We start from the raw sequence: 15,460 nt of genomic DNA, 5'->3' as shown, positions 1-15,460 counted from the left end.
GCGATATAGCCTTGCGCTGAACAGCGCAACGACTTGACCCGGTGGCGATATCAAAGCCGGGTATTTAATTGATTTCAATGTTATTTAATCAAGGATTTCTGGTGAGACTGTTTATTCTGCTCATCATGACTCTGCTGATCCAGGGATGTACGCCGAGCCAGCAGAGCATTATTGAGACCTTTAACGCCAGCCTGGACGGGCGCCAGGATGTGACGGTAACGGACGGGCAGATTCAGGCGCTCCCATACTCAACCATGTTCCTGCGTCTGGATAATGGCCCGAGGATCCTGGTGGTTCTCGGATACATCGAACAGGGAAACAGTAAGTGGTTATCGCAGGATAATGCGATGATCGTCACGCATAACGGTCGCCTTATCCACACGCTCAAGCTCCCTTATAACCTGCTTGAGGTAACCAACCTTGAGTACGATCCGCTGCGCCACACGCCGCAGCTCCGCGACGGCAGCCAGTGGTCGCGTGATGTGCGCTGGCAGGAAGAGGGGCGGTATCGCTCCGCACACCTGACCTCGCGCTTCTTCCTGAGCGGGACGGAAAACCTGACCCTTGCCGGAAACACGCTACGTTGTCAGGTCTGGCAGGAGACGGTGCAGGCCGACGGCCTCGATCGTCGCTGGCATAACACCTTCTGGATTGATTCCGCCACCGGCCAGGTACGCCAGAGCGAACAGATGCTCGGCGCGGGCGTATTCCCTCTCGCCATGACGATGTTGAAGCCCGCCCCATGAACAGACTCAGAAAATGGTTACCTGGCGTAGGGCTATCTCTCTTCAGCCTGCCCGCCTTATGCGCAAGTGTCGTTACCGTGCATCAGCCGGGCAAAACGTGGTCTGCTGGACAGGCCGATACGCTCTCCCGGCTGGTCACCCAGCCGCAGCTGAACAACGTCTGGTGGCAGGGCGCTGTCATCGCAACCCCTTCCGCCACGCGGCGAGCGCAACAGACGCAACAGCAGGTGCTGGCGTCGCTTTCAGCCTGGCAGAATCGTGCCTATGACGAGCAGATCGCGACCATTCGCACTGTCGCTACACAGATCCGCTCCCTGCGGATCGTCGGGCGGCAGTTTGTCAGCCTCGATCCAGACGCCGTGCGTACCGACGCCCGCGGCGATCGTTCCCTTGAGGGCCGTTACGATCTGTGGCTCTCGCCTGCGCCCCGCACCGTCACGCTGATGGGGGCGGTCGCCACACCGGGGAAACTGGCCTGGCGACCGGGCGCAAGCATCAGGGATTACTTACAGGGGCAGCTGCGGCTGGCTGGCGCCGACAGGAATAACGTGACCGTTATCGATCCTGACGGCAGTAGGGTTGTTGCGCCGGTGGCGTACTGGAACGCACGCCATATTGAAGCAGAGCCGGGCGCTGTTCTGTGGGTGGGGTTTGATCCCCGGGCGGTGCCGGACGATTTTACCGGTCTGAATGAGCAAATCGTTGCGCTCCTGACGCGGCGGATACCTGACTGATGAACAAACTTTTTTTACTGAGCGGCCTTGCTCTGGCGATCTCTTCTGCCTGCCACGCGGAACTGCGTACCTGGCCCGATCCGACCGGACCTTCACAGTCCGACTTTGGCGGCACCGGCCTGATGCAAATGCCCGACGCGCGCTTTGGTCGGGAAGGGGAATTCAGCGTCAACTACCGCGATAACGACCAGTATCGTTTTTACTCCTTTTCGGTCGTGCTCTTTCCGTGGCTGGAAGGGACGATTCGTTATACCGACGTCCGCACCCGCAAATACAGCAGCGACGAGGATTTCAGCGGCGATCAAAGCTACAAGGATAAGTCGTTCGATTTTAAGGTTCGTCTGTGGGAAGAGGACTATAGCCTGCCGCAGGTGGCGCTCGGCAAGCGCGATATTGCGGGCACCGGCCTGTTCGACGGTGAATATCTGGTTGCCAGTAAAATGGCCGGACCGGTCGATTTTACCTTTGGAATAGCCTGGGGATATCCCGGTAATAGCGACAACGTGGGTAACCCGCTGTGCCACGACAACAATAAGTATTGCACCCGCGGCGAATCACATGATGCCGGGGATATCAGCTTTAGCGATATGTTTCGTGGTCCGGCGTCGCTGTTTGGCGGCCTCCAGTATCAGACGCCCTGGCAGCCCCTGCGCCTGAAGCTCGAGTATGACGGCAACAATTATGCCGATGATTTTGCCGGCTCCATTAAGCAGTCGAGCCATATCAACGTGGGGGCAGTCTATCGCGTTGCCGACTGGGCCGATCTCAACCTCAGCTACGAGCGCGGCAATACGCTGATGTTTGGCTTCACCCTGCGGACCAATTTTAACGATCTGCGCCCCGCGCTGCGTGATAACCCGAAACCGGCCTGGCAACCGGCACCGGCAGGCGAGACGCTGGACTATACCTCGGCGGCAAACCAGCTCACCGCGCTTAAGTACAACGCAGGCTTCGATGCGCCGGAGATCCTTCAGCACGGCAATACCTTATACATGACCGGCGAACAGTATCGCTATCGCGATCCGCGCGAAGCGGTGGATCGCGCCAACCGTATTCTGATCAATAACCTGCCCGACGGGGTCGACACGATCGCTATCACCCAGCGGCGTGACCATCTGCCGCTGGTCACGACGCAAACCGCTGTCACCAGCCTGCGCAAACAGCTGGCGGGAGAGCCGCTCGGCCAGGAGGAGGCGCTCAGACAGCAGCGCGTCGAGCCTGTGGATACTACAGCGTTCGGGCGCGGCTACCGTATTCGCGCCGATCGCTTCAGCTACAGCTTCAAACCGACGCTGGCGCAGTCGCTGGGCGGTCCGGAAGATTTCTATATGTTCCAGGTGGGGGTGATGGCCAGCGCCAGCTACTGGCTGACCGATCGTCTGCTGCTCGACGGCGGCGTGTTCGCCAACCTCTATAACAACTACGACAAGTTCAAATCCTCGCTGATTCCCGCTGACTCCAGCCTGCCGCGCGTCAGAACCCATATTCGCGATTATGTCAGCAATGACTTCTACATCAACAACTTACAGGCCAACTATGTCGATGCGCTGGGGCACGGCTTCTATGCCCAGATTTATGGCGGCTACCTCGAAACCATGTACGGCGGCGTGGGAGCAGAGGCGCTCTGGCGCCCGCTTGATAGCGACTGGGCGCTGGGCGTGGATGCGAATTACGTCAAGCAGCGCGACTGGGACGACATGATGCGCTTCACCGACTACAGCGCGCCAACCGGATTTATCACCGCCTACTGGAACCCGGCGAAGCTCAACAGCGTGCTGATGAAGCTGAGCGTCGGGCAGTACCTGGCGAAGGATAAAGGCGCCACCCTCGACGTCGCGAAGCGATTCGACAGCGGCGTGACGGTAGGCGTCTGGGCGGCGCTGACCAACGTCTCGAAAGAGGATTATGGCGAAGGTGGCTTTAGCAAAGGCTTCTACATCTCGATCCCGCTTGATCTGATGACGATCGGCCCAAATCGCAACCGGGCGGTGGTCTCGTGGACGCCTCTCACGCGTGATGGCGGCCAGATGTTAGGCCGTAAATATCAGCTCTATGACATGACGTCAGAACGCGAAACCCCGGTAGGGCAGTAGTACCGGATGAAACAGGCATTACTTAACCAGATGATTTTCCTGAATGAAAAACGTTAAATTTTCCGTGCTTGCGTTGGCTATGATGGCGTTAAGCGGTTGTACTATCGTACCGGGCCAGGGACTTAGCACCCAGGGCAAAGATATTATCGATCTGCCTGACAGCAATTACGATCTGAATAAGATGGTCAACGTCTATCCGCTCACGCCGGGGCTGGTGGAGCAGTTGCTGCCTGGCAAAGTCGACTCCTGCGCGAATCCTGAACTGGATCGCCAGCTTCAGAACTACCAATATCGCATCGGCGTCGGCGACGTGCTGATGGTTACCGTCTGGGACCACCCGGAGCTGACCACCCCCGCAGGTCAGTACCGTAGCGCCAGCGATACGGGCAACTGGGTGAATGCCGATGGCACGATCTTCTACCCCTATATCGGCAAAATCCGCGTCGTCGGCAAAACGCTGGCCCAGGTGCGCGATGAGATCGCCGCCCGGCTGGACTCGGTGATTGAGAGCCCGCAGGTGGATGTCAGCGTCGCGGCGTTCCGCTCGCAAAAAGCCTACGTGACGGGCGAAGTGGCCAAGTCGGGCCAGCAGCCCATCACCAACATTCCGCTGACCATAATGGATGCGATCAATGCGGCAGGCGGCCTGACGTCGGAGGCGGACTGGCGCCACGTGGTGCTGACCCATAACGGCCAGGACACGCACATTTCCCTCTACGCGCTGATGCAGCGCGGCGATCTCACCCAGAACAAACTCCTCTATCCGGGCGATATTCTCTTCATTCCCCGTAATGACGACCTGAAAGTGTTTGTCATGGGCGAGGTGGGTAAACAGAGCACCCTGAAGATGGACCGTAGCGGCATGACGCTGGCGGAAGCGCTGGGTAATGCGCAGGGCGTGAATCAGGATATGGCCGACGCCACGGGGATCTTTGTGATTCGTCCGTTGCAGGGCAAGCAGAACGGCAAAATCGCCAACGTCTACCAGCTTAACGCCCGGGATGCCACCGCGATGGTGTTGAGCACCGAATTTCAGCTTGAGCCTTACGACATCGTCTATGTCACCACCGCGCCGCTGGTGCGCTGGAACCGCGTGATCTCTCAGCTTGTGCCGACCATTACCGGCGTACATGACCTGACTGAAACAGGGAGATATATCAGAACATGGCCAAACTAACGTTTAACGCCATCCTGGTGATCTGTACCGGCAATATCTGCCGCTCTCCCATTGGGGAACGGCTGCTACGCCGGCTGCTTCCCGCCGCCCGGGTCGATTCAGCGGGAACGTGTGGCCTGGAAGGGCGCACCGCCGATTCACAGGCGACAGAGATCGCCGCCGAACGCGGCACCCTGCTAGAGGGCCACGTGGCGCGCAGGCTCACCCCCGCCATGGTGCGCGACTACGATCTGATTCTGGCGATGGAGCTGGAACATATCGAGCAGGTCACGGCTATCGCACCGGAGGCGCGCGGCAAAATGATGCTCTTTGGTCACTGGACGGGCAGAAAAGAGATCCCGGACCCCTACCGTAAAAACCGGGACGCATTTGAATATGTTTATGGGCTGCTGGAGCAGGCCAGTCTGGAATGGGCGAAACGGCTCAGTTAATCACACGGGATAGTTACGTTTTATGTCAACAAATAACCTTCACGCCCATGATGCGTCTGCCGCGAATAACGAGATCGATCTGGTGCGCCTGTTGGGTGAGCTGCTCGACCACCGAAAATTTATTCTCATCCTTACCGCGCTGTTCACGCTGGCGGCACTGCTTTATGCGCTCTTTGCCACACCGGTTTATCAGGCCGATGCGCTGATACAGGTGGAGCAGAAGCAGGGCAACGCGCTACTCAGTAACCTTAGCGAGTTCATCCCTGACTCCTCGCCAGAGTCGGCGCCGGAGCTTCAGCTTCTCCAGTCGCGCATGATCCTCGGTAAAACGATTGATGACCTGAACCTGCGCACGCAGGTAAGTGAAAACTATTTTCCCCTTGTCGGACGCGGCTGGGCGCGACTCACCGGGCAACAGCCTGGCATCGTCGATATCCGTATGCTCAATCTTCCCCCTGTCGCGGGTCGGGCGCAAAAGCTGACGCTGACCGTCGGCGAGAAGGGCCACTATCAGCTGGAAGGCGATAACGTGACGTTACAGGGCGTCGTGGGACAGCCGCTGAGCGCGGCGAATATCGCCATTACCATTGCCGCTATCCAGGCGAAGCCGGGTACGCAATTTACGATTACACAGCTGAGCGAGCTGGAGGCCATTGACGCGCTACAGCTGCGTTTTTCCGTGAGCGAGCGCAGCAAGGACAGTGGGATGCTTGGCCTGACCATCACGGGGGAAGATCCCGGTGAGATGGCGCGCGTGCTTAACTGCATCGCCGATAACTATTTACAACAGAACGTGGCTCGCCAGGCGGCGCAGGATGCGAAAAGCCTGCAATTTTTGAAGCAGCAGCTTCCGCAGGTGCGCAGCGAGCTGGACCAGGCCGAGGAGAAGCTCAACCGCTATCGCCAGCAAAATGACTCCGTTGACCTGAACCTGGAGGCAAAAGCGGTGCTGGAGCAGATTGTAAATGCGGACAATCAGCTCAATGAACTGACCTTCCGGGAAGCGGAAATTTCGCAGCTCTACAAAAAAGATCACCCCACCTACCGGGCGCTGATTGAGAAACGCCAGACGCTGGAGCAGGAAAAAAACCGCCTGAATAAACGGGTATCGTCCATGCCGTCAACCCAGCAGGAGGTGTTGCGCCTGAGCCGTGATGTGGAGTCGGGACGCGTTATCTACCAGCAGCTGCTTAACCGCGAACAGGAGCTGAGCATCGCCCGGTCGAGCGCAATTGGTAACGTCCGCATTATCGATCCGGCCGTGACCCGGCCGCAGCCAGTCAAGCCGAAAAAAGCGCTGGTCGTCGTTCTGGGGGTTCTCCTGGGTCTGTTCGTCTCTGTGGGCTGGATCCTGGCGCGCAGTATGCTGCGTATGGGCATTGAAACGCCGGAGCAGCTGGAGGAGCATGGGATTAACGTCTATGCCACCGTACCGCTGTCGGAATGGCTGGCTAAAAAGATGCGTTTGCGCAAAAAAGACTTTATGTCCTCAGGGCTGCGCCATAAGACCAAACATATCCCCTTCCTGGCGGCGGATAACCCGGTCGATCTCTCCGTGGAGGCGATTCGCGGCCTGCGCACCAGTCTGCATTTTGCGATGATGGAGTCAGCGAACAATATACTGATGATCTCTGGCGCCACGCCTGACAGCGGTAAAACCTTTGTCAGCAGTACCCTGGCGGCCGTCGTGGCGCAGGCGGGCCAGAAAGTGCTCTATATTGATGCGGATATGCGTCGCGGGTATGCCCATGATCTGTTTAAGCTCGACAATACCTGCGGCTTATCGGAGATGTTGTCCGGTAAGGCGGAGTATACCCAGGGCGTTCAGACCTTCGATAAAGGCGGGTTCGATACCATCGTGCGCGGGCAGATCCCCCCTAATCCGGCGGAGCTTCTGATGCATACGCGTTTCCAGCAGCTGCTGGACTGGGCGAATGAACGCTATGATCTGGTGATTATCGATACGCCACCGATCCTGGCGGTCACCGACGCGGCTGTTGTCGGTCGTCGCGCAGGCACCACGCTGCTGGTCGCCCGCTTCGGGATGAACAGCGTGAAGGAGATGCTGGTCTGTGTACAGCGTCTGGAGCAGAGTGGCGTCAATACCAAAGGGGTGATTCTCAACGGCGTCGTTAAGCGGGCAAGCAACGCTTACGGCTACGGCTATCATCACTACGGTTACAACTATTCGAGTAATTGATTATCCGGCGCCTGCCCGTTCTGACATTAATGCGCATTGTGTTTGTAATGAAAAACGGGCAGGCCCAGCTTAAGGCGCAATGCCAGCATACGCGCGGTGAAGCCAAACAGCAGGGTGGTGATAACCACCACATCGTGGCTGGTGACATAGTGCTGCAAGGCGACATAAAGCACTGCCGCGGCAAAGGAGATGCCGGCATACAGTTCCTTCTGGAAAACCAGCGGGATACGCTTGCAGAACATATCCCGCAGCACCCCGCCAAACACGCCCGTGATCACGGCAGCAATGGTGGCGATAACCGGGCCTTCACCCATATCGAGAGCGATTTGTGCGCCAATGATGGAAAAAACAATCAGCCCAAGCGCATCCAGCACCAGGAACACGCGGCGCAGATGAGGCATCACCGGGGCCACAATCGTGGTTAGCACGGCTGCCGTTGCCACGATAATGACGTACTCAGGGTTTTTTACCCAGCCGAGCGGATAATGGCCAAGCAGGATATCGCGCACGGACCCGCCGCCGAGCGCGGTGGCCGTGGCAATAATAATCACGCCGAAGGTGTCCATACGGCGACGTCCGGCAGCGAGCGCGCCGGTCATGGCTTCTGCGGTAATGCCAATAAGATAGAGAATGTGAAGCAGCATAAACCCTCCGGAATGAAGAGGAGGAGATTAGCGATTTGTGCGGAAGATCACGATTGAGATTTTCTAAGGCGAGGGGGTTTGCCCTACAGAAATTTATCAACGAATGCCTGGCGGGCTTGTGATAAGGCGGGAGGAAAAGAAAGTAAGGCTAAATAAGGATTAGAAAAAGTAATGGGTGGTGTGCGAGGCAACACCACCCTGAAAGGAATTACTCGATATTCTGGATCTGCTCGCGCATCTGCTCAATCAGGACCTTCAGCTCAATCGCTGAATTGGTTACCTCTGCATTGATAGACTTAGACGCCAGCGTGTTCGACTCGCGGTTGAACTCCTGCATCATAAAGTCGAGACGGCGGCCTACCGCTTCTTTCTTCTTCAGAATGTTGTAGGTCTCTTTAACGTGCGCTTCCAGACGATCCAGCTCTTCAGCCACGTCCACACGCTGCGCCATCAGCACCAGCTCTTGTTCCAGACGGTTGTTTTCCAGCTGAACTTCCGCCTCTTCCAGTTTGGCGACAAGACGCTCACGCTGCCATTGCAGCACTTCTGGCATATGAGCGCGCACTTTAGCGACTTCGGCGCTCACGCCTTCAAGGCGTTGCTCAATCATCGCTTTCAGCGCCTGGCCTTCGGTTTCGCGGGCAACGATAAAGTCGTCCAGCGTGCCGTCGAGTGCAGCCAGGATTTCAGCGGTAATCGCGTCCAGATCCTGCTCTCCGGCGGCCATCACGCCAGGCCAGCGCAGAATATCAACCGGGTTGATCTCGCCTTCATCGCTCTGCATTTTGACCCAGTTCGCCGCATTAACCAGCTGTTTTGCCAGCTTTTCGTTCAGGATCAGTTCGCCCTGTGCACTGGCATCGGGCTCAAAACGCAAATTACATTCCACTTTCCCGCGGGTCAGACGCGTACGGATACGCTCACGCACCACAGGCTCCAGGCTGCGGAACTGTTCCGGCATACGGAAATACGTTTCCAGATAGCGCTGGTTTACCGAGCGCATTTCCCAGGTAGCGCTACCCCAGCTACCCTTGATTTCACGCCGGGCGTAGGCGGTCATACTGCGGATCATAGACATTCCCGTTTTTAAAGGAGAGATGGGGGGATTATAGCTTTCAGGGGCTTCTCAGGATAGGAATAAGCGTCCTTTATCCGTATAATGCGCAGCCACATTCGTTTCAAGCCGGAGAATCCATCATGCGTCCAGCAGGTCGTAGCGCCAACCAGGTGCGTCCCGTCACCCTGACCCGTAACTATACAAAACACGCTGAAGGCTCCGTGCTGGTTGAGTTTGGTGACACCAAGGTGCTTTGCACCGCGTCCATTGAAGAGGGCGTGCCTCGCTTCCTGAAAGGTCAGGGCCAGGGGTGGATCACCGCCGAATACGGTATGTTGCCGCGCGCAACCCATACCCGTAATGCCCGTGAAGCGGCAAAAGGTAAGCAGGGCGGTCGTACTATGGAGATCCAGCGCCTGATCGCGCGTGCGCTCCGCGCCGCGGTTGACCTGAAAACGCTGGGTGAGTTCACCATCACGCTGGACTGCGACGTGATCCAGGCCGATGGTGGCACGCGTACGGCCTCTATTACCGGTGCCTGTGTGGCGCTGGCAGATGCCCTGAACAAGCTGGTTGCCGCCGGTAAGCTGAAAACCAACCCAATGAAAGGGATGGTTGCTGCTGTCTCCGTTGGTATCGTTAACGGCGAGGCGCTTTGCGATCTGGAATACGTTGAAGATTCTGCCGCAGAAACCGACATGAACGTGGTGATGACCGAAGATGGTCGCATCATTGAAGTGCAGGGTACGGCAGAAGGCGAGCCATTCACCCACGAAGAACTGCTCACCTTGCTGGCGTTGGCCCGAGGGGGAATCGAATCTATTGTAGCGACGCAGAAAGCGGCGTTAGAAAATTGATTTTAAGGCGACCAATGAGTCGCCTTTTTTTTGCCTGTAAGACTGAAAAGACAAAGGAGCAAATCCATGAAATCGTATCAGCGCCAGTTTATTGAGTTTGCGCTTAACAAGCAGGTACTTAAGTTTGGCGAGTTCACGCTGAAATCCGGGCGTAAAAGTCCGTATTTCTTCAACGCCGGACTGTTTAATACCGGGCGCGACCTGGCACTGTTAGGCCGCTTCTATGCCGAAGCGCTGGTGGATTCCGGGATTGATTTCGACCTGCTGTTTGGCCCCGCGTACAAAGGCATTCCAATCGCAACCACCACGGCGGTAGCGCTGGCGGAGCACCATGACCGCGACGTACCGTACTGCTTTAACCGTAAAGAGGCCAAAACCCACGGTGAAGGCGGCAATCTGGTAGGCAGTGCGTTGCAGGGGCGTGTGATGCTGGTGGATGACGTGATCACCGCAGGTACCGCGATCCGTGAATCGATGGAGATTATCCAGGCTAACGGCGCAACGCTTGCGGGTGTGCTGATTTCGCTCGATCGTCAGGAGCGCGGGCGCGGCGACATCTCTGCTATTCAGGAAGTGGAGCGCGATTATGGCTGCAAGGTCACGTCGATTATCACGCTGAAAGACCTGATTGCGTATCTGGAAGAGAAGCCTGAGATGGCTGATCATCTGGCGGCGGTGCGTCAATACCGCGTAGAGTTTGGCGTATAATTCAATTGCCCGGTGGCGCTACGCTTACCGGGCCTACCCGTTCGTAGGCCGGATAAGGCAAAGCCGCCATCCGGCGATGGCGTTACTGTAACTGAGCAGCCACTAACGGCCAGCGGGCGTCAAAATCGTCCGTTGGTCGATATTTAAACTCGCTGCGCACAAACCGGGAGAGCATCCCTTCGCAAAATGCCAGGATCTGGCTTGCCAGCAGGGTTTCATCCGTATTATATCCCTCGCCCTCCCGCATTTTCTTCTCGCGCAGAACCTGACGCAGCTGGGCTTCGATACGCTCAAAAAGCTGGTTTATACGGCCTTGCAGACGATCCTGTTCAAACATCAGCGCGTGGCCGGTCAGAATACGGGTCAGACCCGGGTTACGTTCACCAAAGCCCAGAATCAGCAGCACAATCAGACGCAGACGCGTGCTGGTGTCTTTTTCATCCTTCAGAATCAGGTTGATGCGCGTGATCAGGCTGTCTTCGATAAACTCGATCAGGCTGTCAAACATCCGGGTTTTGCTCGGGAAATGACGATACAGCGCCGCCTCTGACACGCCCACAGAGGCCGCCAGTTTTGCGGTGGTGATGCGTTGACTGCCGTCGCTGGATTCAAGCATCAGAGCCAGAGATTGAAGTATTTCTTCGCGACGATTCCTTTTCGCGGTTTGTTTTTCTGCCATGTTACAAAATACCCCTGAAAATAAGCACTTGTCAGGCTGGCAACCACACAGCGACCCGCAAACTGACGTTTGCGGTTTGTTATTGCATTATGGCGCTGTGAGATGCGTGTTTGTCGGGCGGTTATTTGCGCCCGGAATGGCCGAAGCCGCCTTCGCCACGGTCGGTAGCGTCGAAGTCTGCCACCAGGTTAAATTCTGCCTGCACCACCGGTACAAACACCATCTGCGCGATACGCTCGCCCGGCTCAATGGTGAAGCTGTCCTGGCCACGGTTCCAGACGGATACCATCAGCTGACCCTGATAGTCAGAATCGATCAGGCCGACCAGATTACCCAGCACGACGCCATGCTTGTGGCCCAGGCCAGAGCGCGGCAGGATCACCGCTGCCAGTGACGAGTCAGCAATGTGAATCGCCAGCCCGGTCGGGATCAGGGTCGTTGCACCTGGCGCCAGTTCTACGGCGTCATCAAGACAGGCGCGCAGGTCAAGACCGGCAGAGCCGGAGGTGGCATACGTTGGCAGCGGAAATTGCTCGCCAACGCGCGGGTCCAGAATCTTAACGTCGATTTTTTTCATCATAACGGGTAACGATCTCGTCCAGTAAGTGTTGGCCCAGGAGTTCTTTGCGCTCAAGCGGTAAGACTTTATCTCCATCCTGCCAGAAAAGGTGCAATGCGTTGCTGTCGCTGTTAAATCCTTGCGTGGACAGCGATACGTCGTTCGCGCAAATCAAATCGAGGTTTTTGCGGGTACGTTTTTGCCGGGCATATTCTTCCACATTATTCGTTTCTGCGGCAAACCCAACAACGTAAGGTCGATGAGTTTTCAATGCGGCGACACCGGCAACGATATCCGGGTTCTTCACCATTTTTATTGTTAATTCATCACCTTGCTTTTTAATTTTGGCGTCGGCAATGGTTTCGGCGCGGTAATCAGCGACGGCCGCACAGCCGATAAAAATATGCTGCTGTTGAGCATGTGCCTGTACGGCGGCTTCCATTTCCAGCGCGGTCGTTACATCAATACGCTGCACAAACGCAGGGGTGGTAAGCGACACCGGGCCGCTCACCAGCGTGACGTTCGCGCCGCGTTTGGCTGCCGCGGCAGCAATCGCAAAGCCCATTTTGCCGGAGCTGTGGTTGGTGATGTAACGCACCGGATCCAGCGGCTCGCGCGTGGGACCCGCGGTAATCATGATGTTGAGATGTTGCAGATCGTTGACAGGCGAGAAATGGGCGGCGGCCATATCAACAATCGTCAATGGGTCGAGCATACGCCCTGGCCCAACGTCGCCGCAGGCCTGGCTGCCACTGTCCGGTCCCCAAATCAGCAGGCCGCGCGAGGCCAGCGTGTCCAGATTATGCTGGGTAGCGGCGTTGCGGTACATCTGCTGGTTCATTGCGGGCACAACCGCGACGGGCGCAGGCGTGGCGAGGCAAATGGTCGTTACCAGATCGTTCGCCATACCGGCTGCCACGCGGGCAATTAAATCTGCCGTGGCGGGGGCAAGGATAACCAGATCGGCCCATTTCCCCAGCTCAATGTGGCCCATTGCGGCTTCGGCTGCCGGGTCGAGCAGGCTGTCGGATACCGGGTATCCCGAGACGGCTTGCAGGCTCAGCGGGGTGATAAAGGCTTTGCCGCCTTCGGTGATCGCGACCCGTACGTCGGCCCCGCGCTCGCGCAAACGGCGCACCAGGTCTGGCGTTTTATAGGCAGCAATACCGCCGCTGACGCCAAGAACGATTTTTTTACCGGCCAGGCTCATCATGATTCTTTCCTGTTGGGTTTCACCAGAGAGCGGGCATTTTATCACAATCCCTAAAACGGGGTGATGATGTCCTTAATTCACTTTGCGAGGCGTTACGCAAGAACGAAATGCCAGCGTCGAACCCCGAATTTGCCTGTGGCAGCATAATGGCAAACAGAAGGAGGCCGGGCATGGAAGAGACTGAACTGCTGCTACCGCGTGAAAAAATGCTGCGTCATGGCGTCACGTTGTTAAAGGACGACGAGCTGCTGGCGCTCTTTTTACGCACAGGCACGCCGGGGAAAACGGTATTTACGCTGGCGAAAGAACTGATAGACCATTTCGGTTCACTGTATGGATTGCTGACCGCTGAGCTGGAGGCGTTTATGCACGTTGAGGGCATTGGCGTGGCGAAATATGCCCAGTTACGGGGCATTGCCGAGCTGGCCCGGCGATTTTACAACGTGCGTATGGAGGAAGAAGACCCGATCCTCACCCCCGACATGACCCGCGAATTTCTGCAAAGCCAGCTCTCCGATCTGGAGCGGGAGATCTTTATGGTGATCTTTCTCGACAACAAAAACCGGGTACTGAAACATACCCGCCTTTTTTCGGGAACATTGAGTCACGTTGAGGTGCATCCGCGTGAAATTGTGCGGGAAGCGATAAAAGTGAATGCAGCCGGCGTGATCCTCGCGCATAATCACCCCTCTGGCTGTGCAGAACCAAGCAGAGCTGACAAAGCAATTACCGAACGTATTATCAAATGCTGTCAATTCATGGACATTCGTGTGCTGGACCATCTGATAATTGGCCGCGGAGAGTACATTTCTTTTGCCGAACGTGGCTGGATTTAGGCCTTTTCTCGCGATCCATCGGGATCTTTGTCTGTTCGGGACTTGAGCACACCGCCGAGTCAGCGTATACTACGCCACCTTTGAGAATCTCGGGTTTGGCATTTGGGCCTGGCAATCGAGAGTTCAATAGAACTATGCGATGACCGGGCTGTAAAGCCTGACGAGGCGCCGATACCCCATACGAAGCTCGAGCTAATTTGATTTTTGGAGAATAGACATGTCCCGAGTCTGCCAAGTTACTGGCAAGCGTCCGGTGACCGGTAACAACCGTTCCCACGCACTGAACGCGACTAAACGCCGTTTCCTGCCGAACCTGCACTCTCACCGTTTCTGGGTTGAGAGCGAGAAGCGTTTTGTCACCCTGCGCGTATCTGCTAAAGGTATGCGTGTAATCGATAAGAAAGGCATCGATACAGTTCTGTCCGAACTGCGTGCCCGTGGCGAAAAGTACTAAGTACTTAAAGAGGAAATAAATCATGGCTAAAGGTATTCGCGAGAAAATCAAGCTGGTTTCTTCTGCTGGTACAGGTCACTTCTACACCACCACGAAGAACAAACGTACTAAGCCGGAAAAACTGGAACTGAAAAAATTCGATCCAGTTGTACGCCAGCACGTACTGTACAAAGAAGCTAAAATCAAATAATTTTAGTCTCCTTGTATTGAAAAACCCCGCAACTGCGGGGTTTTTTGCATTCTGCATCTCAACGGAGGAACCATGCCTGAATTACCTGAGGTAGAGACCAGCCGCCGCGGCATTGAGCCCCATCTGGTTGGCGCGACTATTCTTCATGCTGTCGTTCGCAACGGGCGTCTGCGCTGGCCGGTGTCCGATGAGATCCACGCGTTAAGCGACAAACCCGTCCTGAGCGTGCAGCGCCGCGCGAAATACCTGCTGCTGGAGCTGCCTGACGGCTGGATCATTATCCATCTGGGCATGTCGGGAAGCCTGCGCATACTCACCGAAGAGTTGCCTGCGGAAAAGCACGACCACGTTGATCTGGTGATGAGTAACGGCAAAGTGCTGCGTTACACCGACCCGCGTCGCTTTGGCGCATGGCTGTGGACCAAAGAGCTGGAAGGACACAACGTGCTGGCGCATCTCGGACCTGAGCCGCTGTCAGAGGCGTTTAACGCGGATTATCTCAAAGAGAAGTGCGCGAAAAAGAAAACCCCGATTAAACCCTGGCTGATGGATAACAAGCTGGTGGTGGGGGTGGGGAATATCTATGCCAGCGAATCGTTGTTTGCCGCCGGGATCCATCCCGATCGGCTGGCCTCCTCGCTGTCGGCGCAGGAGTGCGAGCTGCTGGTCAGAGTAATTAAAGCGGTACTGCTGCGCTCAATTGAGCAGGGCGGGACGACGCTGAAGGATTTCCTGCAAAGCGACGGGAAGCCGGGCTATTTTGCGCAGGAGTTGCAGGTTTATGGCCGTAAGGGTGAGCCGTGCAGAGCCTGCGGGACGCCGATTATTGCCACGAAGCACGCTCAGCGCGCCACGTTTTACTGCCGTCAGTGCCAGAAGTAG

General features: G+C 56.6%; 17 protein-coding genes. 12 read left to right on the top strand and 5 right to left on the bottom strand.

Going from position 1 to position 15,460, the window contains the following annotated elements:
* Window positions 1–101: 101 nt before the first annotated feature.
* The 6 genes from H2Z33_RS07180 to etk are packed head-to-tail and all read left to right on the top strand — an operon-like array spanning window position 102 to window position 7,381.
* Complete coding sequence (locus H2Z33_RS07180; protein WP_047638000.1) at window positions 102–746, top strand: YjbF family lipoprotein; 645 nt, start codon at window positions 102–104, stop codon at window positions 744–746.
* Window positions 743–1,480, top strand: coding sequence for a capsule biosynthesis GfcC family protein (locus H2Z33_RS07175; protein ID WP_047637999.1), 738 nt, complete (start codon window positions 743–745; stop codon window positions 1,478–1,480). Before H2Z33_RS07180 ends, H2Z33_RS07175 begins: the two co-directional genes overlap by 4 nt.
* Window positions 1,480–3,573 (top strand): YjbH domain-containing protein, encoded by a 2,094-nt coding sequence (locus tag H2Z33_RS07170; protein WP_074133811.1) that lies wholly within the window; start codon window positions 1,480–1,482, stop codon window positions 3,571–3,573. The genes H2Z33_RS07175 and H2Z33_RS07170 overlap by 1 nt, the downstream gene beginning before the upstream one ends.
* 43 nt (window positions 3,574–3,616) lie before the next feature.
* On the top strand, window positions 3,617–4,750 hold the full coding sequence (locus tag H2Z33_RS07165; RefSeq protein ID WP_032652117.1) for a polysaccharide export protein: 1,134 nt from the start codon (window positions 3,617–3,619) through the stop codon (window positions 4,748–4,750).
* The gene (locus tag H2Z33_RS07160) at window positions 4,738–5,181 is read left to right on the top strand and encodes a protein-tyrosine-phosphatase (protein WP_015570047.1); all 444 of its coding nucleotides are present in this window, start codon (window positions 4,738–4,740) and stop codon (window positions 5,179–5,181) included. Before H2Z33_RS07165 ends, H2Z33_RS07160 begins: the two co-directional genes overlap by 13 nt.
* Window positions 5,182–5,203: 22 nt before the next feature.
* A complete protein-coding gene (gene etk / locus H2Z33_RS07155) occupies window positions 5,204–7,381 on the top strand; it encodes a tyrosine-protein kinase (protein ID WP_063135317.1) in 2,178 nt (725 codons plus the stop codon).
* Between the two features lie 26 nt (window positions 7,382–7,407).
* On the opposite strand, the gene H2Z33_RS07150 is transcribed toward etk, so the two are convergent.
* Together H2Z33_RS07150 and H2Z33_RS07145 are read right to left on the bottom strand one after the other, a co-directional pair.
* A complete protein-coding gene (locus H2Z33_RS07150) occupies window positions 7,408–8,025 on the bottom strand; it encodes a trimeric intracellular cation channel family protein (protein ID WP_032672156.1) in 618 nt (205 codons plus the stop codon).
* Window positions 8,026–8,233: 208 nt separating this feature from the next.
* Window positions 8,234–9,097: a YicC/YloC family endoribonuclease gene (locus H2Z33_RS07145; protein WP_003860907.1), complete on the bottom strand. Its 864-nt coding sequence runs from the start codon at window positions 9,095–9,097 to the stop codon at window positions 8,234–8,236.
* 125 nt (window positions 9,098–9,222) lie between these two features.
* Between H2Z33_RS07145 and rph the strand changes: the two genes are divergently transcribed.
* A complete protein-coding gene (rph, locus tag H2Z33_RS07140; protein ID WP_015570044.1) occupies window positions 9,223–9,939 on the top strand; it encodes a ribonuclease PH in 717 nt (238 codons plus the stop codon).
* A 66-nt stretch (window positions 9,940–10,005) separates the two neighbouring features.
* Entirely contained in the window at window positions 10,006–10,647 is a 642-nt protein-coding gene (gene pyrE / locus H2Z33_RS07135; RefSeq protein ID WP_063135316.1) for an orotate phosphoribosyltransferase, read from the top strand.
* Window positions 10,648–10,729: 82 nt separating this feature from the next.
* On the opposite strand, the gene slmA is transcribed toward pyrE, so the two are convergent.
* The 3 genes from slmA to coaBC all read right to left on the bottom strand — a co-directional run bounded on the left by slmA (window position 10,730) and on the right by coaBC (window position 13,095).
* On the bottom strand, window positions 10,730–11,326 hold the full coding sequence (gene slmA / locus H2Z33_RS07130) for a nucleoid occlusion factor SlmA (protein WP_003860901.1): 597 nt from the start codon (window positions 11,324–11,326) through the stop codon (window positions 10,730–10,732).
* Between the two features lie 121 nt (window positions 11,327–11,447).
* Window positions 11,448–11,906 (bottom strand): dUTP diphosphatase, encoded by a 459-nt coding sequence (gene dut / locus H2Z33_RS07125; protein ID WP_045348433.1) that lies wholly within the window; start codon window positions 11,904–11,906, stop codon window positions 11,448–11,450.
* A complete protein-coding gene (coaBC, locus tag H2Z33_RS07120; protein WP_168728665.1) occupies window positions 11,884–13,095 on the bottom strand; it encodes a bifunctional phosphopantothenoylcysteine decarboxylase/phosphopantothenate--cysteine ligase CoaBC in 1,212 nt (403 codons plus the stop codon). Before coaBC ends, dut begins: the two co-directional genes overlap by 23 nt.
* Window positions 13,096–13,268: 173 nt before the next feature.
* Here coaBC and radC point away from each other — a divergent pair, with 173 nt between their 5' ends.
* The 4 genes from radC to mutM all read left to right on the top strand — a co-directional run bounded on the left by radC (window position 13,269) and on the right by mutM (window position 15,460).
* Complete coding sequence (gene radC, locus H2Z33_RS07115; protein ID WP_063135315.1) at window positions 13,269–13,934, top strand: RadC family protein; 666 nt, start codon at window positions 13,269–13,271, stop codon at window positions 13,932–13,934.
* A 217-nt stretch (window positions 13,935–14,151) separates the two neighbouring features.
* Window positions 14,152–14,388, top strand: a complete 237-nt coding sequence (gene rpmB / locus H2Z33_RS07110; protein ID WP_002436699.1) for a 50S ribosomal protein L28 — start codon at window positions 14,152–14,154, stop codon at window positions 14,386–14,388.
* A gap of 22 nt (window positions 14,389–14,410) precedes the next feature.
* Window positions 14,411–14,578 (top strand): 50S ribosomal protein L33, encoded by a 168-nt coding sequence (gene rpmG, locus H2Z33_RS07105; protein ID WP_003024094.1) that lies wholly within the window; start codon window positions 14,411–14,413, stop codon window positions 14,576–14,578.
* Window positions 14,579–14,650: 72 nt separating this feature from the next.
* Window positions 14,651–15,460, top strand: a complete 810-nt coding sequence (gene mutM, locus H2Z33_RS07100; protein ID WP_003860879.1) for a bifunctional DNA-formamidopyrimidine glycosylase/DNA-(apurinic or apyrimidinic site) lyase — start codon at window positions 14,651–14,653, stop codon at window positions 15,458–15,460.

It is taken from the genome of Enterobacter sp. YSU (assembly GCF_016082135.1).
Lineage (GTDB): Bacteria > Pseudomonadota > Gammaproteobacteria > Enterobacterales > Enterobacteriaceae > Enterobacter > Enterobacter hormaechei_C.
The sequence above is the reverse complement of the archived record's forward strand: the minus strand, read 5'-3'. Positions and strand labels throughout refer to the sequence as shown.

Excerpts from the sequence above, each read along its gene's own strand:
- coaBC (WP_168728665.1), bottom strand. The coding sequence starts at position 13,095 with ATGAGCCTGGCCGGTAAAAAAATCGTTCTTGGCGTCAGCGGCGGTATT.
- H2Z33_RS07150 (WP_032672156.1), bottom strand. The coding sequence starts at position 8,025 with ATGCTGCTTCACATTCTCTATCTTATTGGCATTACCGCAGAAGCCATG.
- H2Z33_RS07160 (WP_015570047.1), top strand. The coding sequence starts at position 4,738 with ATGGCCAAACTAACGTTTAACGCCATCCTGGTGATCTGTACCGGCAAT.
- rpmG (WP_003024094.1), top strand. The coding sequence starts at position 14,411 with ATGGCTAAAGGTATTCGCGAGAAAATCAAGCTGGTTTCTTCTGCTGGT.
- H2Z33_RS07170 (WP_074133811.1), top strand. The coding sequence starts at position 1,480 with ATGAACAAACTTTTTTTACTGAGCGGCCTTGCTCTGGCGATCTCTTCT.
- dut (WP_045348433.1), bottom strand. The coding sequence starts at position 11,906 with ATGATGAAAAAAATCGACGTTAAGATTCTGGACCCGCGCGTTGGCGAG.
- pyrE (WP_063135316.1), top strand. The coding sequence starts at position 10,006 with ATGAAATCGTATCAGCGCCAGTTTATTGAGTTTGCGCTTAACAAGCAG.
- etk (WP_063135317.1), top strand. The coding sequence starts at position 5,204 with ATGTCAACAAATAACCTTCACGCCCATGATGCGTCTGCCGCGAATAAC.
- H2Z33_RS07175 (WP_047637999.1), top strand. The coding sequence starts at position 743 with ATGAACAGACTCAGAAAATGGTTACCTGGCGTAGGGCTATCTCTCTTC.
- slmA (WP_003860901.1), bottom strand. The coding sequence starts at position 11,326 with ATGGCAGAAAAACAAACCGCGAAAAGGAATCGTCGCGAAGAAATACTT.
- mutM (WP_003860879.1), top strand. The coding sequence starts at position 14,651 with ATGCCTGAATTACCTGAGGTAGAGACCAGCCGCCGCGGCATTGAGCCC.
- H2Z33_RS07165 (WP_032652117.1), top strand. The coding sequence starts at position 3,617 with ATGAAAAACGTTAAATTTTCCGTGCTTGCGTTGGCTATGATGGCGTTA.
- H2Z33_RS07145 (WP_003860907.1), bottom strand. The coding sequence starts at position 9,097 with ATGATCCGCAGTATGACCGCCTACGCCCGGCGTGAAATCAAGGGTAGC.
- rpmB (WP_002436699.1), top strand. The coding sequence starts at position 14,152 with ATGTCCCGAGTCTGCCAAGTTACTGGCAAGCGTCCGGTGACCGGTAAC.
- rph (WP_015570044.1), top strand. The coding sequence starts at position 9,223 with ATGCGTCCAGCAGGTCGTAGCGCCAACCAGGTGCGTCCCGTCACCCTG.
- radC (WP_063135315.1), top strand. The coding sequence starts at position 13,269 with ATGGAAGAGACTGAACTGCTGCTACCGCGTGAAAAAATGCTGCGTCAT.